Source organism: Zoogloea sp. LCSB751 (genome assembly GCF_002028455.1).
GTDB lineage: Bacteria > Pseudomonadota > Gammaproteobacteria > Burkholderiales > Rhodocyclaceae > Zoogloea.
Window position 1 is genome coordinate 1 of the sequence record NZ_MWUM01000031.1, and the last position, 22,684, is coordinate 22,684.

Consider the following 22,684-nt stretch of genomic DNA (forward strand, 5'->3'; position numbering starts at 1 on the left):
GGTTCTAGAGCGTGTAAATTCACAGATGCGTAACGCGCGAAAGGAGTTAGCCTACCTCAAAGCGGTCGCTCACCGAAGTCGGCTTCTGGCCGACAGCTGCGTGACGCGGCGTGGTTGCTGGAACGAAGGACAGCACCCGACCCAATGCCGTCCTTCGGCCCGTCACATGCGGAAGTGCAGGTAACAAGGTACGGCTGCCGTTCCAAACGATTGCTCACCGACAAGTCCTCGGTCGAAACGGACGATAGCTTTCTAAAAAAATGGTCAGTTCTGATTACAGACCGGCCATTTTCACTTTAAGAACAGAAGCTACAGCATTGTTCGATGATCCTCAGATGGCGAAACTTGGATCAGCAAGCGGTCGATGTACAGCAGTGGGGAAGGGGGCATCACCAATAACAGGAAGAGTTTTGACTGGCATCGTGGTCAATCGCTGTGATGGCAACTCCTGCAAGGTGAAAGAATCGTCTCACGGGAGCTCATTTCCGCTCTCCCTACTACACTGCCTTCCCGGAAAACCGGGTGTTAATGAAATCTTTCACATTGATCGACACGTAGAAGCGTTCTTCGAAAATACTGACATCTACCTTTTCATACCTCTCGACACAGTAGGCCAAGGCCTCTTTCAGCTTTTTCTCGATATCCTGTACCGTTGGATAATTTACGTCAGGAGTGAGTTCAAATTTATACGGCTTTTTGAGTTCGGTCTCAATTTCAACTTGAACCGAGTTGCCCGAGGGGGCAATGCCAACCTTGAAAGATTTGACTTGATGTCTTGCCATGTTTGCACATCTCCTGTGTGGCCAATGAAAATGCATTGGCGTAAGCAATAAAGTTGGGGTGTCAGGGGAAAATAAAAGGGAGATAATCTACTTTTTTGGAATGGTATGAAAAACGGAACACCCACTCAAACGATGGCTTCGCGGGAGATGGATAGCCGGCGGATCTTAGCCGAGAACAGTCAGTCAGATTTGCCTAAACACTCATAGCATTTCTTGAAGAGTCTCACCCAACATGGGTAGATTCTATGAATTATGTCACTTGTGCTTTTCCCGCTTGATGAGCTAAACGTCATCGAGTGCGATATGTCCTGAGAACACCCAGCCTGGCACCCCATCCGTCCCACGAAGACCTCCACGCCCCAGAACTTCATCTCACTCTCCCCAACATTCAACTTCACCACCCCAAAGTTCTTCTCACACCAGTCAACGAAGACCTTTAGCACGTGCACGAAGAACTTCAGCGGCCGATACATCAACCTCGTCGCGTGCACGAAGACCTCACAGCCGTGCACGCTCAACGTGCACGCGCCAATGTTCTATGTGCACGGCGTGTACCTCTTCGTGCACGCGTGCACATTGAGGTAACACGCGCTGAAGTTCTTCTTCGGATGTGAAAAAGCCTTGATCAGGCTGGGCTGATCAAGGCCTTGGGGTGGGATGAAGCACTTGCGGGGTGGGGAGGTCTTCGTGCACCGTCCGCCGTAGCGGTGCTCGATGTCAGGCCGGGGACGACAGCTTGAGGCCGACGATGCCGGCCACGACGAGGCCGAGGCTGAGTATGCGCGGGAGGGAGGCTGGTTCGCCCAGCAGGCTCATGCCGACGATGGCGGTGCCGACGGCGCCGATGCCGACCCATACCGCGTAGGCGGTGCCGACGGGGAGATCGCGCATTGCCCAGCCGAGCAGGCCGAGGCTCATGAGAAAGGCCAGCGCGGTGCCGACGGAGGGCCACAGCCGGGTGAAGCCTTCGGTGTATTTGAGGCCGATGGCCCATACGACTTCAAGCAGGCCAGCGACGAAGAGTGCGATCCAGTTCATCAGTTTTCCTCAAGGTATGGGGCCGTCCCCGATGAAGTGCGAGAAGCAGGGTCGTCCCTGCGTCTGTCCAGCGCCCGGATGGCGATGGAAGAGAATTCGATGAAAGCGTCACAAGGCAGGCGCCGATGGAATATCCTTGTGCCCATTTAGGGCATCGTACTTACGCACGGCACATATGGCTATCAACATCCTGTTGGCCGACAGTGGACATTTGTACCGGGATATTCTCAAGAACGCCTTGGCCGACGAGAGTGTTCGAATCGTGCTGGTCAGGAGCATTGTCGAGGCTCTGGATGCCGTCGCAAAGGAGTATTTCCATTGCTTCGTGGTGGCGTCCTGGAACGCCATCCACGAGCAGCGCTACGACATTCTGATCTGCGACATCGTGCTGGGTGGGCACATGACGGGATCCCGCTTCATCAACCGGATCAGGCGGCAACCTGCGCCGCTGGGAAACATCCTGATCCTGGCCACCACGGCATTCGATAATGCAGCCAGGCGGATCGAATTGTTCCACCTGGGTATCGATGATTATGTGGCCAAGCCCATTCTTCCGCTGGAGCTGAAGGCGAGGATTCAGAACCTGCTCGTGCGCAAGCGATCCGAGGAGACCTTGCTACTGCAGATATGGGGGCACGGGCCTGGGCTTGGCGATCAGCAGACGGCTCGTTCATATGATGGGCGGCGAGATCGGTGTTGAGAGCGAGGCCGGCAAGGGCAGCAACTTCTGGTTTACGGTGCGCCTGCAAAAGGGGAGCGCCGAAGAGCTTGCCGCGCCAGCGCTGACTGCTTTGCCGCCCGCCGATCAACGATTGCTCAAGGTACATGGGGGTGCGAAGGTTCTGGTGGTGGAGGATGAGCCGGTCAACCAGGAGGTATCGCGGATTCTCCTGGAGGACGCCGGGTTGGCGGTCGATCTGGCGGAGGATGGTCGCGTGGCGGTCGCCATGGCCAGGCGGCAGCACTACGCGCTGATCATGATGGACATGCAGATGCCCAACCTCAACGACTTCGTCGCCAAGCCGGTGGTGCCCGAGCTTCTCTATGAGACGATCCTGCGCTGGTTGTCCCGCCCGCAAGCCAAGGCCTTAGTCCAAAGGGAATCCTGATCGAACCTCACCGATGGAGGGTGCGGGTCCATCCGCCCTAGGGTGCCGATGCGAGGCGCCGAGCCGCCTCGACGACCGACGCCCGTCGCCGGGCGTGTTCCTGGGGATCGTCGCGCCCCGTCAGCATGCGTGCAACCTGAGGCACGGCTGACCACCATCCCGCCAGCGCAAGTACCAGGAAGACCAGATGATCGGCTTCTATCGCGCGGGTGACGATGCCTTGCTGCTGACTGTCGGCAACGGCCTTGATCTTGTAGCCGTAGTACTCGCGCCGTTGCGCCTCGTCCGGCACTTCGCCGTCGAAGGTCAGCCCTTCCCAGCGCAGCAGCCGGCTCAGTTCGGGGTGCTCGCAGTGGTAGTCGTAGGCGCGGCCGGCGTACTCCCCGACGTCTTCGGTGGCGAACGATTCCAGCGGCACGGCCAGCGCGACCTTGGCGAGTTCGCTGCGCAGCACCGCGGAAAACAGTTCGCGCTTGTCGCCGAAGTAGTTGTAGATGCGTTCCTTGTTCACGCCGGCCACCTTGGCAATCCGTTCGACGGTGGTGCCGTCCGGGCCAAGTCGGGCGAATTCGCCCATCGCCGCTTCCAGAATCTTGCGCTTCGTGCCTTCGGTGTCCCAGGCCATCGTTCTTGTTCTCTCGGTTGTACTGTTTGCCAAAATCATACTAGAATCAACTCCAACGTTTTAGTTGGATATTTCGAGAGATCGGGATTCCAGTGGATGCGACGAGATGAAAGGTGCAGCGATGAAATCCGTAGGCGTGTTGAATGCCTTACCCATTGAAGACCCGGAATCCCTGATCGAGCGGGACATACCGGAGCCATTGCCGGGCGCTGGCGATCTGCTGGTGCGGGTTCAGGCGGTATCGGTCAATCCGGCCGATTACCGGCAACGGCGCCGCAAGCAGGACGATGGGCGCTTCGAGGTGCTGGGATGGGACGTGGCGGGCGAAGTCGTCGGCCTGGGGGCAGACGTCTCCGGCTTCGCCATTGGCGATGCGGTGTATTACGCCGGCGACCTGAGCCGTCCGGGCGCCAACAGCGAACTGCATGTCGTCGAGGCCGTAATCGTCGGGCAGCGCCCCAAGTCCTTGTCTTCGGAGCGCGCCGCCGCCTTGCCGCTGACCGCACTGACCGCCTGGGAAGCCTTGATCGACCGGATGGGCCTGTCACTCCAGGCTTCGGCCGGAAAGCACACGTTGCTGATCGTGGGCGGTGCCGGTGGCGTGGGTTCGATGGCGATCCAGCTCGCCTGCCAGGTGCCCGGCCTCACGGTGGTGGCCACCGCGTCGCGGCCCGAATCGCGCGCCTGGTGCGAGGAACTGGGTGCCCATGCCGTCATCGACCACTTCGGCGACATGGGGGCGCAACTCAAGGCGCTGGGGCTGGCCGCGCCGGACTTGATCCTGCTGCTCAACGATCCCGACCGCCATTACCCGGCCCTGGCCGAACTCATCGCTCCGCAGGGCAAGCTGTGCTGCATCGTGCCGTTTGCGGCGAGCCCGGACCTGAATCTGCTGATGCGCAAGAGCGCCAGCTTTCTGTGGGAGTTCATGTTCACACGCTCCCTGTTCTCGACCGCCGACCGGGCGCGGCAGGGCGAGATTCTCAACCGCGTGGCGGCGATGGTGGACGGCGGCCAGCTGGTGTCCACCGCCTCGCAAGTGCTCGGCCCCATCGATGCCGCCACCCTGCGCACCGCCCATCGGCAACTGGAAAGCGGCCGCACCGTCGGCAAGCTGGTGCTGTCCGGCTTCTGATTCATCCCAACCTTCAACCCTGACTGGAAACACCCCCATGACGACACTCAATATTGTTCAAGACTTCCTCGGCCACATCTTCAGCGGCCGGATGGACGACGCGCTGGCCCTGGTGGCTCCGGAGGCGAAGTTCATCTCGACCCGGCCGCAAGCCAATCCGCACAACCCATTGCACGGCACCTTCGTGGGTACCGAGGGCGCAAAGCGCTTCTTCGGCGGTTTCGTCGAGCTGCTCGAACCCGGCGAGTTCAATGTCCAGTCGACCTTCTCCGAAGGCGAGCATGCTGCACTTTATGGAACGCTGCGCCACAAGAGCCGCCAGACCGGCAAGGAGTTTGCAAGCGATTGGGCTCTGATCTGCAAGGTGAAGGATGGGCGCCTGACGCTTTACCACTTTTACGAGGATACGGAAGCCTTGCGGGATGCGCTGACCTCGGATCGCTGACCGAAAGAACCTCAACCCCTTGCGCGGCTCGGGGTAAGGATGGAGAGAGAGGGGCTGCGACTCAGAGGATGAAGTGGGTGTTGAGGAAGTTGGACTTGTGGCCGAGCACGATGGCGTCGAGCAGTGTTTTGGTGGCGTCGGTCTGCTTGGCGGCGACCATGGTGCGGATGGAGAAGGCGCGCAGCGCGTCGTGCACCGACAGGGTGCCCTCGGCGGAGTCCTTGCGGCCGGTGAAGGGGAAGATGTCCGGGCTGCGCTGACACTGGCAGTTGATGTTGACGCGGCATACCTGGTTGACCAGCGGATCGATGAGGCTGGCGATCTGGTCCGGGTTGGTGCCGAAGATGGACACCTGCTGGCCGTGGTCGGAGCTGATCACGTATTCCAGCGCGGTCTCGATGTCCTCGAAGGGGGCTACCGGGATCAGCGGGCCGAACTGCTCTTCGCGGTAGAGCTTCATGCCTTCCTTCACCGGGTACACCACGGCAGGGTAGAACAGGGTCTCCACCGAGGTACCGCCGCCTTCGTTGAGCACACGGGCGCCCTGGCCGACGGCGTCGGCAATGCAGTCGTTCATGTAGGCGACCTTGTTCATCTCGGGCAGCGGGGTGAGGGTGACGCCCTTTTCCCAGGGCATGCCGATCTTGAGCTTGCTGATTTCCTCGCAGAAGCGGCGCAGGAAACGCTCGGCGATGGCCTGGTGTACCAGGATCATCTTGATGGCGGTGCAGCGCTGGCCATTGAAGGACAGGCTGCCGGCGATGCATTCCTTGACGGTCAGCTCCACGTCGGCGTCGGGCAGGATGATGGCGGCGTTCTTGGCCTCCAGGCCCAGCACGGCGCGCAGGCGGTTGGATTTGGGGTGGGCCTTCTTGAGTTGGTCGGCGACCGTGCTGGAACCGATGAGGGCCAGCACATTCACCTTGCCGGAGGCCATCACATGGGGCACTACCACGCTGCCCTGGCCGTACACGATGTTGATGACACCGCGCGGGAAGGCGCTGCGGAAGGCTTCGAGCATCGGGTAGTAGAGCAGCACGCCGAAACGCGGCGGCTTGAAGACCACCACGTTGCCCATGATCAGCGCCGGGATCAGGGTGGTGAAGGTCTCGTTCATCGGGTAGTTGTAGGGGCCCATGCACAGCACGATGCCCAGCGGCGAGCGACGGATCTGGGCGATGGTGCCGTCCACGATCTGGAAGCGCGAGTTGCCGTTGTCGAGCTGCTTGAGCTCGGCGATGGTGGCGTTGATGTAGTCGACGGTGCGGTCGAACTCCTTCTCCGAATCGGCCAGGCTCTTGCCGATCTCCCACATGATCAGGTTAACGATCTCGCGGCGGTGGGCGATGATCTGGTTGGTGAAGTTCTGTACGCAGGCGATGCGCTCGGCCACCGACAGGGTGGGCCACTGGCCGCGACCGTGGTCGTAGGCGCGCTCGGCGGCGGCCAGCGCGGCATCGGCCTCGGCGATCCCGGTCATTGGGTAACTGCCCAGCTCCACGTGGGTCAGGCTGCCGTCGGCGCCGCGCACGCACATCGGCGAAAACACCGGGCGGGTCTCGCCCTTCCAGACGTGCATTTCGCCGTCGAGCAGGATGCTGCGCTGATGCAGCGGGGAGAGGATGCGGCACGCCTCGGCGATCTGGTGCTCCTCGGGGAAGAGGGCGAGCAGGCTTTCCTTGAGATTGCCGTGGGCGTCGGTGGCGGTCATGGTCGTGTCCTTTGGTGGGCTGTCGCTTTATAGAGATGGGCCTGGGGGCCGTAGCGCAAGGCGGGTAGAGCATCTTTGACCGCAGCATCGGCGCTTTGCTCACTGTGCGGAACGATTTTGTCCCGGTGCGCGTGGTGCAGCGAGTTCCACGGCATTGGTAATTCGGGCATTCTGGCCCACAAGGTCCCGTACCAGGGAACCAGGCCAACCCTCCGCGCCAAACGCATCCGAGGATATTGAGACGCCCATGAGCACGCTGACCACCAGCCGGGAATGGCTTGCGCTGCAGGCCCACCGGGAAGACATCCAGACCGTCCACCTGCGCCGCCTGTTCGCCGACGATCCGGCGCGGGCGGAGCGCTTTTCCATCGAGGCCGCCGGGGTGTTTCTCGATTACTCGAAGAACCGTGTCACCGCCGCCACGATGGAGGCGCTGATGGCCCTGGCCCGCGCCCGCGGGCTGGAGGAGGCGCGCGACGAGATGTTCTCCGGTGCGCCGGTGAACATCACCGAGCACCGGGCGGTACTGCACCGGGCCCTGCGCGCCCGCAGCGACGAGACCATCCTGGTCGGCGGCGAGAACGTGGTGCCCGGCGTGCGCAACGTGCTCGAACAGATGCGCCGCTTTACGGACCAGGTGCGCGGTGGCAGCTGGAAGGGCTACCGCGGCCAGCCGATCAGCGACATCGTGAACATCGGCATCGGTGGTTCGGATCTCGGTCCGCAGATGGTCTGCGAGGCGTTGCGGCCGATCGGCCACCCGCGTTTGTCGATGCACTTCGTGTCCAATGTGGACGGGGCACAACTGGCCGACGTGCTGAACCGCGTCAATCCGGAGACGACGCTGTTCGTGGTGGTGTCGAAGACCTTCACGACCCAGGAGACGCTGCGCAATGCCACCAGCGCGAGGAGTTGGTTCTTGGACAACGGCGGCGGGCAGGAGGACATCGCGCGGCACTTCGTGGCAGTCTCCACCGATGCCCGCCGGGTCGCCGGGTTCGGCATTGACCCGGACCATATGTTCGGTTTCTGGGACTGGGTCGGTGGGCGCTATTCCCTGTGGTCGGCGGTCGGCTTGTCGATTGCGCTGTACATCGGCATGCCGGCCTTCGCGGCGCTGCTGGACGGGGCCCGGGAGATGGACGAGCACTTCGCGGCGGCGCCGCTGGAGCAGAACATGCCGGTGATCCTCGGCATGCTGGGGGTGTGGTACCGGCAGTTTTTCAACGCCGGTAGCCACTGCATCGCGCCCTACGCGCACCGCCTCAACCGTTTTCCGGCCTACCTTCAGCAGCTGGACATGGAGAGCAACGGCAAGTCGGTGACCCGTGACGGCCGCCCGGTGTCCGGCGCCACCGGTCCGGTGATCTGGGGCGAGGTGGGCACCAACGGCCAGCACGCGTTCTTCCAGCTGCTGCACCAGGGTACCGACGTGGTGCCAGTGGATTTCATCGCCCCGTTGAAGGCCGACCACGCCCTCGACGATCACCAGCTGTTACTGCTCGCCAACTGCCTGGCCCAGAGCGAGGCGCTGATGCGCGGCAAGACTGCCGATGAGGTGCGCGCCGAACTCAGCGCGACCGGCATGGCCGGCGATGAGCTGGAGGAACTGGTGCCCCACAAGGTCTTTCCCGGCAACCGGCCGAGCAACACCCTGCTGCTGCCCAACCTGTCGCCCCATTCCCTCGGCGCGCTGATCGCTCTGTATGAGCACAAGGTGTTCGTGCAGGGGGTGATCTGGAACATCAACTCCTTCGATCAGTGGGGCGTGGAGCTGGGCAAGCGGCTGGCGGTGGATATTGTGGCGGAGCTGCGCTGCGATGGCCTGGGCCATCACGACGCGTCCACGCGGGCGTTGATCGAGCGGGTGAGGGTGTCGTTGAAGGGTTGAGTGCGGGGGTGGGCCGGGATGGGCGAATGAATTCGCCCATCCCACGTGCATCGGCCGCTGGTATTTCTTCATGTCATTTTGGGTAGTGCCTGCCTATAGTGGCGGTGATCTTCTTTCTCAGGATGACCGATGCTCGATAGTGAAACCCAGGCTTTCCTGCAGACCGGCGTCAGCATCAGCCTGGCTGCCTGCAATGCGCAGCGGCTGGCCTGCATGAGCCGGGGCATGGGCTGTAAGGTGCTGGACGGTGGGCGGAGACTGGCGGTGTTCATCAAGCGCTCCCAGTCGCAGGAACTGCTCGATAACATTGCGGGCTGCAACAAGGTCGCCTGCGTCTTCAGCCTGCCGAGCAGTAACCGCACGCTGCAGTTGAAGGGTGAGGATGCCGTCGTGCAGTCCTTTGATCCGGCCGACGGCGGGATCGTCGAGCACCATGTCACCGAGTTCGTGCGCGAGGTGGTGCCACTGGGGACGCCCGAGCCGGTGGTGCGTGCGGTGTTCTCCTACACCACCGATGATCTGGTGACGGTGATCTACACGCCCACGGCGGTGTTTTCCCAGACGCCTGGCCCGAAGGCCGGCGAGCCGGTGGGGGCCGCCAAGTGAACGTACGCCTGGAAACCATCCGCGAATGTCTGGAGGGCATCATCCCCGGCCACATCGGCACCTGCGACGCGGAGGGCATGCCCAACCTGGCTTATCTGTCCCAGGTGGAGTTCATCGACAACCAGCACGTCGCGCTGTCCTACCAGTTCTTCAACCGCACGCGGCAGAACGTGCTGGCGGGCTCGCCGGTGCGCCTGCTGCTGACCAGCCATCTCACCGGCGCCCAGTACCGGGCCGAGCTGCAGTTCCTGCGCACCGAGACCGCCGGGCCGCTGTTCGAGCAGATGAAGGCCAAGCTGGCCGGCATCGCCGCCCACACGGGCATGAGCGGGGTGTTCAAGCTGCTCGGTTCGGACATCTACCGGGTGCTGTCCATCGATCAGGTGGTCGGCCCGACGGTGGCGCCGCCTCCGCCGCCGGTCAATTACCTCACTGCGCTGCGCCGGGCCGCGCAGAAGCTGGTCGGCTGCGCCAACCTGGAGTGCCTGCTGGAGACCGCCCTCGACAGCCTGCAGTCGGAGTTCGGTATTGGCCACGTGATGCTGCTGATGCACGACGAGGGGCGCGGGCGGCTGTACACGCTGGCCAGCCGCGGTTATCCGGAATCCGGCGTGGGTTCGGAGATTCCGATGGGGGTCGGGCTGATCGGCATCTGCGCGCGCGAGCGTTCGCCGATCCGCATCGGTTTTATGACCAGCGAGTACGCCTACGGCCGCACGGTGCGCGACAGCATCGCCGCGGAGGGCTATGCGGACACGCTGGAGACGGCGATTCCGCTGCCGGGGCTGCCAGAGGCGCGCAGCCAGATGGCGGTGCCGATCCTGGCCTGCGAGCGGGTGCTCGGCGTGCTGTACGTGGAGAGCGTGGCCGACCTGCATTTCGGCTACGACGACGAGGACGCGCTGGTGGCCTTCGCCGCCCAGCTGGGGCAGGCGATCCTGCACCACCAGCAGGTGGATGAGGTGGAAGAGGAGGCACAGGCGTCCGACGCCGCGCCGCCGGTCCCGGCTGGCCCGCCGCTGCGGGTCCGCCACTACGCAGCCAACGACAGCGTGTTCCTGGGCGACGACTACCTCATCAAGGGCGTGGCGGGGGCCATCCTGTGGGCTTTGCTGCAGGATTTTGCCGAGCGTGGCCGCACCGAGTTCACCAACAAGGGCCTGCGGGTGGACCCGCGCATCCGCTTGCCCGGCGTCAGCGACAACCTGGAGGCGCGCCTGGTGCTGCTGCAGCGGCGCCTGGACGAGCGAAGCGCCGGCATCCACCTGGCCAAGAGCGGGCGCGGACGCTACGCGCTGGCCGTGGATCGTCCGCTGGAATTGGTCGCGGACTGATCCTTGGGTATCGTTGCCGGCCGGGTGCCGAGTGGCGCCCACGATAACGAGAACCGGGAAGCCCCATCATGAAGAAGACGCTGATAAGCCTCGCGGTGCTGACTGCCGCGGGTGTGGTGGCGGGCGCCGCCGTCCTTTACGCCGGCGCCATCAACGTTGCGGCCGATGAACCGCATCATCCGCTGACCTACCGCCTGCTTGAATTCGCTCGCGAGCGCTCGATTGCGGTACGCGCCAGCGAGCTCAAACCGCCCGGCGACCTGGCGGATCCGGAGCGGGTCCGGCGGGGCTCGGGCAATTACGACGCGATGTGCGTGGGCTGCCACCTGTCGCCGGGCGTGGAAGACTCCGAAATCCGCAAGGGGCTTTATCCCGTGCCGCCCAGGCTGGCGGACAAACCGGCCGCGCTGCTCGACCCGCAGTTCGCCCAGGCGCGCCAATTCTGGATCATCAAGCACGGCATCAAGGCGTCCGGCATGCCGGCTTGGTCGAAGGGCGGGATGGAGGACGAAGCGATCTGGGATCTGGTCGCCTTCGTGCAGAAGCTGCCCGGGTTGACTGCCGCCGACTACCGAGTGCTGGTTGCCGCCAGCGAGGGGCACAGCCATGGCGGGCTCGATGGGCATCACGATGGGCATGATGAAGACGACCATGACCACGACGATGCGGATCACCACGAGGATGAGCGGCCAGTGGTGCCGTCCGGCGAGAAGAAGGGGCATACCCACCCGCCCGGCTTCAAGCATCGCCACTGACGACGCGCCGGGATTGCCGAAAGCAAACCCGGCTCGCGCTGCACGGCAGAGAAGAGGCGGTGTCCAGGCCGGACCCGGTCTACACCTTGTACTGCTGCAGTGTGGAGATCTGGCGCTGGGACTGTTCGTTGAGGCGCAGCGCCGTGGCGGATGATTGCTCGGCCGAGGCGGCGGCTTCCTCCGCCATCTGAGCGATGCGTTCGATCTGCACCGCGATGTTGTTGCTGGCGGCACCCTGTTCGCGGATCGCATCGGAGATTTCCGATACGACCTGGGTGGTATCGCCCGCCGCGGTGTCGATTTCCTTGATGGCCCTGTCCGTATCGTCGGCGCGACCGACACTCTGCACGACCAGGCGTTCGGCGGCCTCCATCTCGCGTGCGGCCTGCTCGGAGTGGCGGCGCATGGCCTCGATGGTGGAGGAGATCTCCTGCGTCGAGCTGGATGTACGTTCGGCCAGCTTGCGTACTTCGTCGGCCACCACCGCGAAGCCGCGTCCCTGTTCGCCGGCCCGGGCCGCTTCGATGGCGGCATTGAGGGCCAGCAGGTTGGTTTGATCGGCCACGTCCTTGATGACTTGTACGACCGAGCCGACCCGCTCGCCCTGGGCACCCAGTTCCCGCAGGGATTCGGCGGCAGCGCTGACCGAGGAGGAGATGCTGCGGATGTCGGCGATGGTCCGGTCGATGGTGGTGGCGCCACTCCGAGCCATGTCGCCGGAACGCGTGGCCAGCTCATGGGCTTCGCTGGCGCGGTTGCCGACGTGATTGACGCTGACCGTCATCTCCTCGACGGTCGCTGCGATGGCCGAGGAGGCCTCGCTCTGCGCACTGGCGGCGTTCGAGACGTGGCTGGAGGTATTTGCCATCTCATGGCTGGCTTCGGCTACGGAGTAAGCGCCGGCGGTGAGGCTGCGGAAATTGTCCTGCAGCTTGGACAGCAATTGGTTGAAGGCCGTGGCCGTCTCGCCGATCTCGTCCATCCGGTGAATGGGGGCGCGAATCGTGAAGTCCTGGCTGTCATTGACATGGGTGAGCGTGTCGCGGATGCCGGCAAGGCTGGTGCGCAGCGAGCCGATCAACAGGTAGCCCATGATGCCGACGATCACGAAGGCTCCGACGAGGGTTCCCGCGACGCTCCACAGGGCGAAGGCCGCATCGGCGGTGTTTTCGCGCTCGAGCCGGTTGGCGAGTTCATAGTTGTAATCCACATGCTTGGCGATGGCGCTTGAGCTGGCTGCGGCCTTCTCGCTCATGGTCACGCGCAGGAAGTTGCGGATCGTATCCATGTCGTGGCCTTCGAGCTTGCTGTAATACTCGGTGCGGATCTTCCGGTACTCCTCGACGGCCCGCCGTACTTCACCGAGAAGCTGTCTGTCGATGTTGTCCGAAATCAGCTCGCGTTCGTACTTTTGCAGTGCGGCGTCCAGCTTGTGGTCAGCCTCTTGAACCTCCCGGGCGATTTCCTCCCGGTGGGCGGCGTCCACTGCCAGCGCCATCTGGTAGGTGCCCACGCGACTGGCGGTGAGTTTGCTACGTGCTTCGAACAGGACCTGCAGGCTCGGGAAAGTGTTGATCTGCACGTAGTCGAAGCGGGCATTGGCTTGCCGGAGCTGCCAGATCCCCAGGCCGCCGACAATGATCAGCGCAAGCAGGGCGGCGCCCAAGGTGACGATGAGACGTTGCGTCAGTTTCATGGTGACTCCAAACGGATCGCGGGAAAGAGTGGTGGGTTCAGGCGACCCTATTCTTATAGATCTGAAAAAATATTAGTGTGACTTTTGTTGAAATTGGTGAATTTAATGGATTAAGCGATTTATTGAGATCGGCTCCCGGCCGCTCGGGTGCGGTGAGCAGCCACCATCCTCGAAGCGCTCCGTAGCCGTCGTCCGGCGCCGCCGCCATACGTCGGGCGTGGGCGGATCCGGGCGAAACCGGCCTTTCTTAAATATTCATTCAGCGTTTCTTAAAAGATTCGTAAGCGGCCTGTTACCCGATTTGCAAGGGGCCGGGGGCGACCTAGACTGACTTCCATCGAACAACGACGGGAGACGTCATGGCAACCCACACCACCGATCCGCGCAAGCTTCTCGAACAGATGCTGCTGGTGCGCGCCTATGAAGAGGCGATCGTCGCCGGCAGCCAGGCCGGCAAGGTGCCCGGCACCTGCACCTCGGTCGGCCAGGAGGCCGCCGCGGTGGGCGTCGTCAATGCGCTGGCGCCGGAAGACCTGATCCTCACCAACCACCGCAGTTCGGGCCATCTGCTGGCCCGCGGCGCGGACCCCGGCCGCATGCTGGCCGAGGTGATGGGGCGCAGCGGCGGCTATTGCGGCGGCCACAGCGGCTCGCTGCACATCTCGGTGAAGGAGCTGGGCGTGGTGCTCACTTCCACCATCGTCGGTGCGGAATTGTCCTTGGCGCCGGGCGTGGCGCTGTCCCAGAAGATGCTCGGCCGGCCCGGCATCGTGGCCTGTTTTTTCGGTGATGGCGCTGCCTGCGAAGGCAGCTTCCACGAATCCATCAACCTGGCGGCCCTGTGGAATCTGCCGGTGCTCTACATCTGTGAGAACAACCACTGGCAGGCCTTCGTGCATCGCCGTGAGGCGATGTGCAAGGACCACGTGTCCGACTGGGCGGCGTCCTACGGCATCCCCGCCAAAACTGTCGATGGCAACGACGTCGGCACTGTGCTGGTGGCCGCGCAGGCGGCGGCGGCCCAGGTACGCGACAGCGGCCGGCCCTACCTGCTGGAAACCTACACTTATCGCACCCGTGGCCACTTCGAGCCGGACGACCAGGCCTACGTGGACCCCGCCGAGCGTGAGCCGTGGCTGGCCCGCGACCCGATCAAGCTGTGCCGCGAATGGCTGATTGCCGACGGCCAGCTCAGCGCGGCCCAGGCCGAAGCCCTGGCCGACAAGGTGGCAACCCGCATCGCCGCCGCCCAGGCCTTTGCCGACGACTCGCCTTTCCCTTCCACCGACGCACTGACTCGCTACGTCTACGCCTGAGGAATCCCCATGACCACCCTGACTCTCTACGACGCCGTCGGTGCCGCCCTCACCGAGGAAATGCGCCGCGACCAGACCGTCATCGCCTTTGGCGAAGGCATCGCCACCAAGCGCCACGATCTGGTGCAGGAGTTCGGCGCCCTGCGGGTGCGCAACACGCCGCTGGCCGAAGGCATCATCGCCGGCACGGCGGTGGGGGCCGCCGGCACCGGCCTGCGCCCGGTCATCGACCTGCTGTTCGCGCCCTTCATGTGCTACGCAATGGACGAGATCGTGAACAGCGCTGGCAAGCTGCGTTTCATGTCCGGTGGGCAGTTTTCCTTTCCCCTCGTCACGCTGGCGCAGACCGGTGCCGGCTGGGGCGTGGGCGCGCAGCACAACCACAACGTGGAAGCGTGGTTTGTGCACAGCCCGGGCCTCAAGGTGGTGATGCCGAGCAACCCTGCCGACGCCAAGGGCCTGCTGAAGGCCGCGATCCGCGACGACAACCCGGTGATGTTCTTCCTCGATATCGGCCTGCTCTACGTGCCTGGCGAGGTGCCGGCCGGCGACGTGGTCGTTCCGCTCGGCAAGGCCGCGGTGGCCCGCGCGGGCGCAGACGTGAGCCTGGTGTCCTACGGCAAGACGGTGCTCCACTGCCTGCAGGCCGCCGAGGCGCTGGCGGGGCAGGGCATCTCGGCGGAGGTCATCGACCTGCGCAGCCTGAAACCGCTGGACGAGGCGGCGATCCTGGCGTCGGTTACCAAGACCGGCCGGCTGGTCGTCGTGCATGAAGCCAGCAAACTGTGCGGTGTCGGTGCGGAGATTGCCGCGCTGGTTGCCGAGCAGGCTTTTACCGCATTGAAGGCGCCCATCGTGCGCCTCGGCGGTCCTGACGCCCCGGTGGCGTCCAGCTATCCGCTCGAACAGGCCTTCGTGCCGCAGGCGGATGCCATTGCCGCTGCCGCCGTCCGCCTGTGTGGCCGACAGCGGGTCTGATTCTCATCATAGATAAGGAGTACAAGCATGTTTTTCAACGTCAAGAAGGCCGGCCTCGGCGTGCTGGCCGGCACCATCCTCGTTCCCGCTGCCCTTGCCGGCGGCAGCAACCCGGCACTCATCAAGCGTGGTGCCGAACTGGTGGCCGTCGCTGGTTGCGGGGACTGTCACACCCCGTTCAAGATGGGGGCCCACGGTCCGGAGAAGGATGTTGCACGCGGTTTGTCGGGGCATCCGGAGGATTTGGCGTTGCCGCCGCCGCCGCAGCTGGCCGCGGCCTGGAACTGGGCCGGTTCGGCCTCCATGACGGCCTTCGTCGGTCCGTGGGGTATTACCTACTCCCCCAACCTGACCCCCGACAAGGAGACCGGTCTCGGCGCGGTTTCCGAAAAGGCATTCATCCACAGCCTGCGCACCGGCCAGCATCTGGACGGCAAGCGTCCGATCCTTCCGCCGATGCCCTGGCAAGCCCTGGGCAAGCTGTCCGACAAGGACCTGAAGGCGATCTTTGCCTATCTGCAGGCACAGCCGGCAGTGCGCAACAAGGTGCCGGAATACCAGCCACCAGCAGGCGCGCTGACCAAGATCGAGTGAGTCTGGGGGCCGCGCTGCACACGGCCCGAACAGGCCCTGTGGGCGCAGACCGAACCTTGTAGGGGCAGGTTCATTCGCCCCTACAAGTATAAAAAAAGCCGGCCCCGAAGGGCCGGCCGTCACAAGCAGGGGGGCTGCCGTGAGGTGATCAGCTGATCAGAAGCCGCCGCCGAAGCCTTCCGGATGGTGGCCGGGAGGCACGGCTGCCTTGTCTTCCGGCAGCTCGGCGACGATGGCGTCGGTGGTGAGGATCAGCGCGGCCACGGACGCGGCGTTCTGCAGCGCGGAGCGGGTGACCTTGGCCGGATCGAGCACACCTTGCTCGACCAGGTCGCCGTAGGTGCCGTTGCCGGCGTTGTAGCCGAAGTTGCCGTCACCCTCGATGACCTTGTTGACGACCACCGAGGCTTCGTCGCCAGCGTTGGTGACGATCTGGCGCAGGGGCTCTTCGACGGCGCGCAGCACGATCTTGATGCCTGCATCCTGGTCGTGATTGTCGCCCTTGAGCTCGGAGATGGCCTTGCGGGCGCGCAGCAGCGCCACGCCGCCGCCGGGCACCACGCCTTCTTCCACCGCAGCGCGGGTAGCGTGCAGTGCGTCTTCCACGCGGGCCTTCTTCTCCTTCAGCTCGACTTCGGTGGCCGCGCCAACCTTGATCACCGCCACGCCGCCAGCCAGCTTGGCCTTGCGCTCCTGCAGCTTCTCCTTGTCGTAGTCGGAGGTGGCTTCGGCGATCTGGGCATCGATGATCCCCACGCGGGCCTTGATGGCGTCGGCGCTGCCGAGGCCGTCCACCACGGTGGTGTTTTCCTTGCCGACTTCGATGCGCTTGGCTTGGCCGAGATCGTCCAGCGTGGCCTTGTCCAGCGTCAGGCCGACTTCCTCGGCGATCACGCGGCCGCCGGTCAGGATGGCGATGTCTTCCAGGATGGCCTTGCGGCGGTCGCCGAAGCCCGGCGCCTTGACGGCGACAACCTTCAGGATGCCGCGGATGGTGTTGACCACCAGCGTCGCGAGGGCTTCGCCTTCCACGTCCTCAGCGATGATCAGCAGCGGCCGGCCGGCCTTGGCCACTTGCTCCAGCACCGGCAGCAGGTCGCGGATGTTGGAGATCTTCTTGTCGAACAGCAGGATGAACGGATCGTCCAGCGCGGCGATCTGCTTGTCCGGGTTGTTGATGAAGTAGGGCGACAGGTAGCCGCGGTCGAACTGCAGGCCTTCCACCACGTCCAGCTCGTTGGCCAGGGACTTGCCATCTTCCACGGTGATCACGCCGGACTTGCCGACACGGTCGATGGCGTCGGCGATGATCTGGCCGATGTCGGCGTCGGAGTTGGCGGAGATGGCGCCGACCTGGGCGATTTCCTTGCTGGTGGTGGTCGGGCGGGCGATGTTCTTGATCTCTGCGACGATGGCGACGACAGCCTTGTCGATGCCGCGCTTGAGATCGGTGGGGTTGTAGCCGGCGGCCACGTACTTGAAGCCTTCACGCACGATGGCCTGGGCCAGCACGGTGGCGGTGGTGGTGCCGTCGCCGGCGTTGTCGGAGGTCTTGGAGGCGACTTCCTTCACCAGCTGGGCGCCGATGTTCTCGTACTTGTCCTTCAGCTCGATTTCCTTGGCGACGGACACGCCGTCCTTGGTTACCGTCGGGGCGCCGAAGGCACGCTCCAGGACCACGTTGCGGCCTTTGGGGCCGAGGGTGACCTTGACCGCGTCGGCCAGGATGTTGACGCCAACGACGATGCGGGCACGGGCGTCGTCGCCGAAGAGGACTTTCTTGGATGCCATGAGTGGAGAGCTCCTGATTCTTTATGTGTTGTCGGGTGCGGGGGGCTGAAGGGATCAGCCTTCGATGATCGCGATGACGTCTTCCTCGCGCAGCACGAGGGCGTCGCTGCCGTCGATCTTGACGGCCTGGCCGGCGTATTTGCCGAACAGCACGCGGTCGCCGACCTTGACGGCCAGCGGACGCAGCTCGCCGCTGGCGAGCAGCTTGCCGTTGCCGACGGCCAGCACTTCACCCTGATCGGGCTTTTCACCGGCGCTGTCGGGGATGACGATGCCGCTGGCAGTGGTGCGCTCCGGATCGAGGCGCTTGACGATGACGCGGTCGTAGAGCGGACGAATAGCCATTTTTGTATGTTCTCCGTTACATGATTGGACAATCCGGCCGGCCTGCAGAGGGCAGGGCCACGGCCTTGCGTTTTCCTTCGCAAGGGTAATGCCAGCACTCAACGCCCTTGATTGCTAACAAAAATCTTCCAGGCCACGGATTGAGGGGTGTTTGTAAATCAGCAGTTTTGTTTTTGAGGTGCTTGTCCGGCAGCACTTTGCGGGCTTTGTGACGGAGAATGAATTCAAAATATTCAATAGCTTAGCTTTGAACGTGGAATATTGCTTATGCCCCCATGAGCTGCAATGCATATCGAAAGAATTTGGTTTGGTGCGCTGCGAGGCCACGACACACTCGTGCCATTCGTGCTCAGACACGCTTTGGAAGGAGTTGCCGATATGCAGGCAGTGATCGTGGGAGCGGACCGCATCGAAGGCATCCGCAGTGAAATCCTGCGGGTGGCCGACCAGTTCGGCATCAAGCAGATCGACCATTGGACCGGCCGCAAGGCTTCGGAGAACCGGCGTCAGCTGTCTCGCCGCACCGGTCTGGTGGTCTTCATGTGCGACCGTGCCAATCACATGCTGATGCGCAACGTGCGCAAGCAGGCTGAGGACTTGGGCATCCCCATGGTGTTCTGCCGGCATTCCGCCACCGAGGTGCGCGAGCGGCTCGACGACCTGAGCTGTGCCCGTTGCTCGCATAGCAAACAGCAGTAAGGAATGGCCCGTGGAGAGTGAAAAGCTATCCACGGCAGGGCTGTAAAGCTCAGCAGGATTACTTGGTTTGGGGGTGGGCGGGGCGGCGCTAAAGTCACCCCATTGTTTCATCTTGCATAACCCCATGCCCCGAACCAGCAGCCCAACACCGGTGTCCGTGCCGGCCATCGAATTGCGCGGCGTCTCCCGCCGCTTCACCGATCCGGGCGGGCAGAACGTCGGTGTCCAGCCGACCAGCCTGGCGGTGCCTGCCGGCGAGATCCACGGCATCATCGGCTTCTCGGGTGCCGGCAAGTCCACGCTGCTGCGCCTCGTCAATCTGCTCGAACGGCCCGATGCGGGCGAGGTGATAGTGCACGGCCAGGACCTCACTCGCCTGTCCGCGCCGGCGCTGCGCCAGGCGCGCCACCGCATCGGCATGATCTTCCAGCACTTCAACCTGCTGCATAACCTGACGGTGGCCGAGAACGTCGCGCTGCCGATGCGGCTGTCCGGCGAGCCGGCGGCGCGCATCCGCGAGCGCGTGGCGGCCTGCCTCGACTTCGTCGGCCTCTCCGCCAAGGCCGACGTGCATCCGGGCCGCCTCTCGGGTGGACAGAAACAGCGCGTCGCAATCGCCCGCGCGCTGGCGCCCGAGCCCCATGTGCTGCTCGCCGACGAACCGACTTCCGCGCTGGACCCACGGACCACGCTGGACCTGCTCGGCGTGCTGGCCGATGCCAACCGGCGCTTCGGTGTGACGATCCTGCTGGTCAGCCACGAGATGGAAGTCATCCGCCGCCTGGGCCATCGCGTGTCGGTCATGGAGGCCGGCCAGATCGTCGAACAGCTCGACATCGCCGACGGCCGTATCCCGGAAGGCTCGCGCCTGGGCGGCTGGCTGGCGGAGTTCGGCGGAGCGGCGGGCGGTGCGTCGTCCGCGCCGGACGAGCCCGCTCCCCATCACCTTGCTCAGGAGAGCGCCAATGCTTGAGACCCTCGAAGAACTGCTGCCGGAGATCCTCAAGGCCACCGGCGAAACCCTGCTGATGATGGGCATCTGCCTGTCGGCGGCCCTCGTGCTGGGCGGCGCCCTTGGGCTGCTGGTGTTCCTGACCAGCCGGGGCCAGGCGCTGGAGCGCTACCGCGCGTTCAACCTGCTGGCCAATGGCGTCATCAACGTCGTGCGTTCCTTCCCCTTCATCATCCTGCTGGTGGCGATCTCGCCCTTCACGCGGGTCGTCGCGGGCACCTCCATCGGGCCGCTGGCCGCCAGCGTGCCCCTGTCCATCGCGGCGATCTTCTATTTCGCGCGCCTCATCGAGCAGACCCTGCGCGACGTGCCGCGGGGCGTCATCGAGGCAGCCGAAGCGATGGGCGCCTCGCCGCTGCAGATCGTGCGCCACGTGCTGCTGGTCGAGGCCCGTTCCGGCCTGGTGTTGGCCGTCACCGTGCTGGCGGTGAGCTTCCTGTCCTACTCGGCGGTGGCCGGCGTGGTGGGCGGCGGTGGCATCGGCGACCTGGCCATCCGCTACGGCTACTACCGCTTCCAGACCGACGTGATGCTGATCACCATCGTCCTGCTCGTGGTCCTCGTGCAGAGCATCCAGTTTCTCGGCCAGTGGCTGGCCCGGCGCGTGGACAAGCGCTGACCCCACAAGAATTCAATCCAAGCAAAAACAGGAGAACACAGCATGCATTCCTCTCGACGTCAGTTCGGCCTGAAGGCGCTGCACATTGCAGCCGTCCTCGGTGTGGCCGCCAGTCTGGGCCTCGGCCATGGAACCGCCCACGCTCAGGAGAAGAAGACCCTGACCCTCGGCGCCACCGCCGGCTCCAACTTCGACCAGCTCAAGCTCGGCATCAAGCCCGTGCTCGAAAAGAAGGGCTACACCGTCAAGCTCGTCGAATTCAACGACTACGTGCAGCCCAACCTCGCGCTGGCCCAGGGCTCGCTGGATGCCAACCTGTTCCAGCACATCATCTACCTCAAGAAATTCTCGGCGGACAAGGGCCTCAACCTGACGGACATCACCAAGGCCCCCATCGCGCCCCTCGGGCTGTACTCCAAGAAGCGCAAGAGCCTCGCCGAGCTGAAGAACGGCGACCGCATCACGCTGCCCAACGACCCCAGCAACCTGGCCCGCGCGCTGGTCTTCCTCGAACAGAACAAGCTCATCAAGGTGAAGCAGGGCGTCGACCCGCTGAAGGCCACCGAAAAGGACGTCGCCGAGAACCCCCGCAAACTCGTGCTGACCCCCATCGAAGCCGCCCAACTGCCACGCACGCTGGACGACGCCGACTTCGTGGTGATCAACGGCAACTTCGCCATCTCCTCCGGCCTCAAGCTCACCGAAGCGGTGGTGCTGGAAAAGACCCCGGACCACTACCTCAACGTGGTCGCGGTGAAGACCGAAGACAAAGACAAGCCGTGGGCCAAGGACCTGGCCGCAGCCTTCCGCGCGCCGGAATACCGGGCGGCGCTGGACAAGCACTTCCAGGGCTATGCGCGGCCGGCATTCCTCCAGTAAAGACGGGGACGGCAGCACTGAGAGGTTGGGGAGGGCTGCCCGGCAGCACCCTCCCGACCACACGCACGACTCGTGCTCAGGCGGCCTTCGACCACTGGGCCCGTGAGATCAGAAGAGCCAGTACCGGTCCCCATCTCACAATCACAGCGCATTCCTCAAGATGATGGTCACCGCATCCGGCGTGTAGACCTCGGCGATGCCGAAGACACGTACGTTGCCCTGCACGTTATCGACGATGGCGGGCAGGTCGCTGGCCTTGATCTCCAACTGCGACAGGCGGGTGGGTGTCCCGATCTTGTCGAACCACTTTTCCAGGGCGGCGATGCCGTCGGCAGCGGACCCCACGCTGAATACCTCGCTGGCAAAGCGTTCGAACTGTCCCGGGTTGCGGCTCTGGAACCACTTCATCCAGGCCGGCACGACCACCGACAGGCCGGCGCCGTGCGGCACGTTGAACAGCGCCGAGAGCGAATGTTCGATGGCATGGTTCGGGTAACTGAAGCCGGCCGTGCCGGAAGAGGTCAATCCGTTCAGGGCGAGCGTGGCGGCCCAGGCAAACTGGGCGCGGGCGTCATCGTCGTGCGGATTCTCAAGCAGCGCCTCGGTCGTCTCGATCACGGTGCCGATGAGCGACTCGACCAGCCGCGATTGCAGTTTCGGATGCACGCTTGCCGTGAAATAGACCTCGATGAGGTGGGCAATGACATCCGATGCGGAGTACACGAGATAGTCGCGCGACACGCTACGCATGAGCGCCGGATTGACGATGGAGACCTTGGGGAACAGGGTGGGGGAGGAGATGAAGAATTTCTGCCGGGTCTCTTTGTTCGTCACGACCGCGCCGGGGTTCATTTCGCTGCCGGTCGCGGCCAGCGTCAGGATGGCGAACAAGGGCAGGGCCGCTGCGACGCCGGCCTTGCCGACGAACAGATCCCAGACATCGCCGGCGTAGCAGATACCTGCGGCAATGGCCTTGGCACTGTCGAGCACTGAACCGCCGCCGACGCTCAGGATGGCGTCGACCTGATGCTCTTTCGCCAGCGCAATACCTTCACGCACCTTCGAAATAACTGGGTTGCTGACGATGCCGCCGAGTTCGACCAGTTCGATACCGTTTTCGGAAAGACGCTGGCTGACGACCGCAAAGAGCCCTTCGCGCTTGATGCGCTCGCTGCCATAGCAGAGGAGCACTTTCTTGATGCCGTGTTCGGCCAGATGCTGGCCGATCAGTTGTTCCTTATCGGCTCCGAATTCGATCCGGGTGGGATTGAAAAAAGTGAAATCGTTCATTTGCTGCCCCTTCGCCATTCAAAGTGAATTTCCT

General features: G+C 63.8%; 23 protein-coding genes. 15 read left to right on the top strand and 8 right to left on the bottom strand.

What is annotated here, in order from left to right; translation table 11 throughout:
* Nucleotides 1-497: 497 nt before the first annotated feature.
* Nucleotides 498-782, bottom strand: a complete 285-nt coding sequence (locus tag B4920_RS22805; protein WP_079436984.1) for a hypothetical protein — start codon at nucleotides 780-782, stop codon at nucleotides 498-500.
* Between the two features lie 717 nt (nucleotides 783-1,499).
* Nucleotides 1,500-1,820 carry a quaternary ammonium compound efflux SMR transporter SugE gene (gene sugE, locus B4920_RS22815; protein WP_079436986.1) on the bottom strand — a complete coding sequence of 107 codons (321 nt, stop codon included), beginning with the start codon at nucleotides 1,818-1,820 and terminating at the stop codon, nucleotides 1,500-1,502.
* 175 nt (nucleotides 1,821-1,995) lie between these two features.
* Between sugE and B4920_RS22820 the strand changes: the two genes are divergently transcribed.
* Together B4920_RS22820 and B4920_RS22825 are read left to right on the top strand one after the other, a co-directional pair.
* Complete coding sequence (locus tag B4920_RS22820) at nucleotides 1,996-2,520, top strand: PleD family two-component system response regulator (protein WP_079436987.1); 525 nt, start codon at nucleotides 1,996-1,998, stop codon at nucleotides 2,518-2,520.
* Nucleotides 2,495-2,929, top strand: a complete 435-nt coding sequence (locus tag B4920_RS22825) for a response regulator (protein WP_139379605.1) — start codon at nucleotides 2,495-2,497, stop codon at nucleotides 2,927-2,929. Before B4920_RS22820 ends, B4920_RS22825 begins: the two co-directional genes overlap by 26 nt.
* Nucleotides 2,930-2,966: 37 nt before the next feature.
* Here B4920_RS22825 and B4920_RS22830 read toward each other — a convergent pair whose 3' ends face one another.
* On the bottom strand, nucleotides 2,967-3,554 hold the full coding sequence (locus B4920_RS22830) for a TetR family transcriptional regulator (RefSeq protein ID WP_079436989.1): 588 nt from the start codon (nucleotides 3,552-3,554) through the stop codon (nucleotides 2,967-2,969).
* 121 nt (nucleotides 3,555-3,675) lie between these two features.
* Here B4920_RS22830 and B4920_RS22835 point away from each other — a divergent pair, with 121 nt between their 5' ends.
* Together B4920_RS22835 and B4920_RS22840 are read left to right on the top strand one after the other, a co-directional pair.
* The gene (locus B4920_RS22835) at nucleotides 3,676-4,689 is read left to right on the top strand and encodes a zinc-binding alcohol dehydrogenase family protein (RefSeq protein WP_079436990.1); all 1,014 of its coding nucleotides are present in this window, start codon (nucleotides 3,676-3,678) and stop codon (nucleotides 4,687-4,689) included.
* 37 nt (nucleotides 4,690-4,726) lie between these two features.
* A complete protein-coding gene (locus B4920_RS22840; RefSeq protein WP_161493376.1) occupies nucleotides 4,727-5,134 on the top strand; it encodes a nuclear transport factor 2 family protein in 408 nt (135 codons plus the stop codon).
* A gap of 61 nt (nucleotides 5,135-5,195) precedes the next feature.
* On the opposite strand, the gene B4920_RS22845 is transcribed toward B4920_RS22840, so the two are convergent.
* Nucleotides 5,196-6,845 carry an NADP-dependent glyceraldehyde-3-phosphate dehydrogenase gene (locus B4920_RS22845; RefSeq protein WP_079436992.1) on the bottom strand — a complete coding sequence of 550 codons (1,650 nt, stop codon included), beginning with the start codon at nucleotides 6,843-6,845 and terminating at the stop codon, nucleotides 5,196-5,198.
* 247 nt (nucleotides 6,846-7,092) lie between these two features.
* On the opposite strand from B4920_RS22845, the gene pgi reads away from it, so the two are divergent.
* The 4 genes from pgi to B4920_RS22865 all read left to right on the top strand — a co-directional run bounded on the left by pgi (nucleotide 7,093) and on the right by B4920_RS22865 (nucleotide 11,431).
* The gene (pgi, locus tag B4920_RS22850; protein ID WP_079436993.1) at nucleotides 7,093-8,736 is read left to right on the top strand and encodes a glucose-6-phosphate isomerase; all 1,644 of its coding nucleotides are present in this window, start codon (nucleotides 7,093-7,095) and stop codon (nucleotides 8,734-8,736) included.
* 129 nt (nucleotides 8,737-8,865) lie between these two features.
* Nucleotides 8,866-9,342 (top strand): hypothetical protein, encoded by a 477-nt coding sequence (locus tag B4920_RS22855; RefSeq protein ID WP_079436994.1) that lies wholly within the window; start codon nucleotides 8,866-8,868, stop codon nucleotides 9,340-9,342.
* Entirely contained in the window at nucleotides 9,339-10,676 is a 1,338-nt protein-coding gene (locus B4920_RS22860) for a GAF domain-containing protein (RefSeq protein WP_088179534.1), read from the top strand. Before B4920_RS22855 ends, B4920_RS22860 begins: the two co-directional genes overlap by 4 nt.
* A 68-nt stretch (nucleotides 10,677-10,744) precedes the next feature.
* Entirely contained in the window at nucleotides 10,745-11,431 is a 687-nt protein-coding gene (locus B4920_RS22865) for a cytochrome c (protein ID WP_079436995.1), read from the top strand.
* Nucleotides 11,432-11,510: 79 nt separating this feature from the next.
* On the opposite strand, the gene B4920_RS22870 is transcribed toward B4920_RS22865, so the two are convergent.
* The gene (locus B4920_RS22870) at nucleotides 11,511-13,127 is read right to left on the bottom strand and encodes a methyl-accepting chemotaxis protein (RefSeq protein WP_079436996.1); all 1,617 of its coding nucleotides are present in this window, start codon (nucleotides 13,125-13,127) and stop codon (nucleotides 11,511-11,513) included.
* Between the two features lie 359 nt (nucleotides 13,128-13,486).
* Here B4920_RS22870 and B4920_RS22875 point away from each other — a divergent pair, with 359 nt between their 5' ends.
* The 3 genes from B4920_RS22875 to B4920_RS22885 are packed head-to-tail and all read left to right on the top strand — an operon-like array spanning nucleotide 13,487 to nucleotide 16,015.
* Nucleotides 13,487-14,443, top strand: a complete 957-nt coding sequence (locus B4920_RS22875; protein ID WP_079436997.1) for a thiamine pyrophosphate-dependent dehydrogenase E1 component subunit alpha — start codon at nucleotides 13,487-13,489, stop codon at nucleotides 14,441-14,443.
* Between the two features lie 9 nt (nucleotides 14,444-14,452).
* Nucleotides 14,453-15,421, top strand: a complete 969-nt coding sequence (locus B4920_RS22880) for an alpha-ketoacid dehydrogenase subunit beta (protein ID WP_079436998.1) — start codon at nucleotides 14,453-14,455, stop codon at nucleotides 15,419-15,421.
* A gap of 27 nt (nucleotides 15,422-15,448) precedes the next feature.
* Nucleotides 15,449-16,015 (top strand): c-type cytochrome, encoded by a 567-nt coding sequence (locus B4920_RS22885; protein ID WP_079436999.1) that lies wholly within the window; start codon nucleotides 15,449-15,451, stop codon nucleotides 16,013-16,015.
* A gap of 156 nt (nucleotides 16,016-16,171) precedes the next feature.
* Here the strand turns inward: B4920_RS22885 and groL are convergent, their stop codons facing one another.
* Both groL and B4920_RS22895 read right to left on the bottom strand, forming a co-directional pair.
* Nucleotides 16,172-17,806, bottom strand: a complete 1,635-nt coding sequence (groL, locus tag B4920_RS22890) for a chaperonin GroEL (RefSeq protein WP_079437000.1) — start codon at nucleotides 17,804-17,806, stop codon at nucleotides 16,172-16,174.
* 54 nt (nucleotides 17,807-17,860) lie between these two features.
* Entirely contained in the window at nucleotides 17,861-18,151 is a 291-nt protein-coding gene (locus B4920_RS22895; protein WP_079437001.1) for a co-chaperone GroES, read from the bottom strand.
* Between the two features lie 378 nt (nucleotides 18,152-18,529).
* Here B4920_RS22895 and B4920_RS22900 point away from each other — a divergent pair, with 378 nt between their 5' ends.
* From B4920_RS22900 to B4920_RS22915, 4 genes are all read left to right on the top strand, one after another.
* Nucleotides 18,530-18,850 (top strand): DUF2325 domain-containing protein, encoded by a 321-nt coding sequence (locus B4920_RS22900; RefSeq protein ID WP_161493377.1) that lies wholly within the window; start codon nucleotides 18,530-18,532, stop codon nucleotides 18,848-18,850.
* Nucleotides 18,851-18,974: 124 nt separating this feature from the next.
* Nucleotides 18,975-19,823, top strand: a complete 849-nt coding sequence (locus B4920_RS22905; RefSeq protein ID WP_079437003.1) for a methionine ABC transporter ATP-binding protein — start codon at nucleotides 18,975-18,977, stop codon at nucleotides 19,821-19,823.
* Nucleotides 19,816-20,481 carry a methionine ABC transporter permease gene (locus tag B4920_RS22910; RefSeq protein WP_079437004.1) on the top strand — a complete coding sequence of 222 codons (666 nt, stop codon included), beginning with the start codon at nucleotides 19,816-19,818 and terminating at the stop codon, nucleotides 20,479-20,481. Before B4920_RS22905 ends, B4920_RS22910 begins: the two co-directional genes overlap by 8 nt.
* Nucleotides 20,482-20,523: 42 nt before the next feature.
* Entirely contained in the window at nucleotides 20,524-21,360 is an 837-nt protein-coding gene (locus tag B4920_RS22915; RefSeq protein WP_079437005.1) for a MetQ/NlpA family ABC transporter substrate-binding protein, read from the top strand.
* 141 nt (nucleotides 21,361-21,501) lie between these two features.
* On the opposite strand, the gene B4920_RS22920 is transcribed toward B4920_RS22915, so the two are convergent.
* Entirely contained in the window at nucleotides 21,502-22,650 is a 1,149-nt protein-coding gene (locus tag B4920_RS22920; protein WP_079437006.1) for an iron-containing alcohol dehydrogenase, read from the bottom strand.
* Nucleotides 22,651-22,684 lie beyond the last annotated feature (34 nt).

Excerpts from the sequence above, each read along its gene's own strand:
- B4920_RS22805 (WP_079436984.1), bottom strand. The coding sequence starts at position 782 with ATGGCAAGACATCAAGTCAAATCTTTCAAGGTTGGCATTGCCCCCTCG.
- sugE (WP_079436986.1), bottom strand. The coding sequence starts at position 1,820 with ATGAACTGGATCGCACTCTTCGTCGCTGGCCTGCTTGAAGTCGTATGG.
- B4920_RS22820 (WP_079436987.1), top strand. The coding sequence starts at position 1,996 with ATGGCTATCAACATCCTGTTGGCCGACAGTGGACATTTGTACCGGGAT.
- B4920_RS22825 (WP_139379605.1), top strand. The coding sequence starts at position 2,495 with ATGATGGGCGGCGAGATCGGTGTTGAGAGCGAGGCCGGCAAGGGCAGC.
- B4920_RS22830 (WP_079436989.1), bottom strand. The coding sequence starts at position 3,554 with ATGGCCTGGGACACCGAAGGCACGAAGCGCAAGATTCTGGAAGCGGCG.
- B4920_RS22835 (WP_079436990.1), top strand. The coding sequence starts at position 3,676 with ATGAAATCCGTAGGCGTGTTGAATGCCTTACCCATTGAAGACCCGGAA.
- B4920_RS22840 (WP_161493376.1), top strand. The coding sequence starts at position 4,727 with ATGACGACACTCAATATTGTTCAAGACTTCCTCGGCCACATCTTCAGC.
- B4920_RS22845 (WP_079436992.1), bottom strand. The coding sequence starts at position 6,845 with ATGACCGCCACCGACGCCCACGGCAATCTCAAGGAAAGCCTGCTCGCC.
- pgi (WP_079436993.1), top strand. The coding sequence starts at position 7,093 with ATGAGCACGCTGACCACCAGCCGGGAATGGCTTGCGCTGCAGGCCCAC.
- B4920_RS22855 (WP_079436994.1), top strand. The coding sequence starts at position 8,866 with ATGCTCGATAGTGAAACCCAGGCTTTCCTGCAGACCGGCGTCAGCATC.
- B4920_RS22865 (WP_079436995.1), top strand. The coding sequence starts at position 10,745 with ATGAAGAAGACGCTGATAAGCCTCGCGGTGCTGACTGCCGCGGGTGTG.
- B4920_RS22870 (WP_079436996.1), bottom strand. The coding sequence starts at position 13,127 with ATGAAACTGACGCAACGTCTCATCGTCACCTTGGGCGCCGCCCTGCTT.
- B4920_RS22875 (WP_079436997.1), top strand. The coding sequence starts at position 13,487 with ATGGCAACCCACACCACCGATCCGCGCAAGCTTCTCGAACAGATGCTG.
- B4920_RS22880 (WP_079436998.1), top strand. The coding sequence starts at position 14,453 with ATGACCACCCTGACTCTCTACGACGCCGTCGGTGCCGCCCTCACCGAG.
- B4920_RS22885 (WP_079436999.1), top strand. The coding sequence starts at position 15,449 with ATGTTTTTCAACGTCAAGAAGGCCGGCCTCGGCGTGCTGGCCGGCACC.
- groL (WP_079437000.1), bottom strand. The coding sequence starts at position 17,806 with ATGGCATCCAAGAAAGTCCTCTTCGGCGACGACGCCCGTGCCCGCATC.
- B4920_RS22895 (WP_079437001.1), bottom strand. The coding sequence starts at position 18,151 with ATGGCTATTCGTCCGCTCTACGACCGCGTCATCGTCAAGCGCCTCGAT.
- B4920_RS22900 (WP_161493377.1), top strand. The coding sequence starts at position 18,530 with ATGCAGGCAGTGATCGTGGGAGCGGACCGCATCGAAGGCATCCGCAGT.
- B4920_RS22905 (WP_079437003.1), top strand. The coding sequence starts at position 18,975 with ATGCCCCGAACCAGCAGCCCAACACCGGTGTCCGTGCCGGCCATCGAA.
- B4920_RS22910 (WP_079437004.1), top strand. The coding sequence starts at position 19,816 with ATGCTTGAGACCCTCGAAGAACTGCTGCCGGAGATCCTCAAGGCCACC.
- B4920_RS22915 (WP_079437005.1), top strand. The coding sequence starts at position 20,524 with ATGCATTCCTCTCGACGTCAGTTCGGCCTGAAGGCGCTGCACATTGCA.
- B4920_RS22920 (WP_079437006.1), bottom strand. The coding sequence starts at position 22,650 with ATGAACGATTTCACTTTTTTCAATCCCACCCGGATCGAATTCGGAGCC.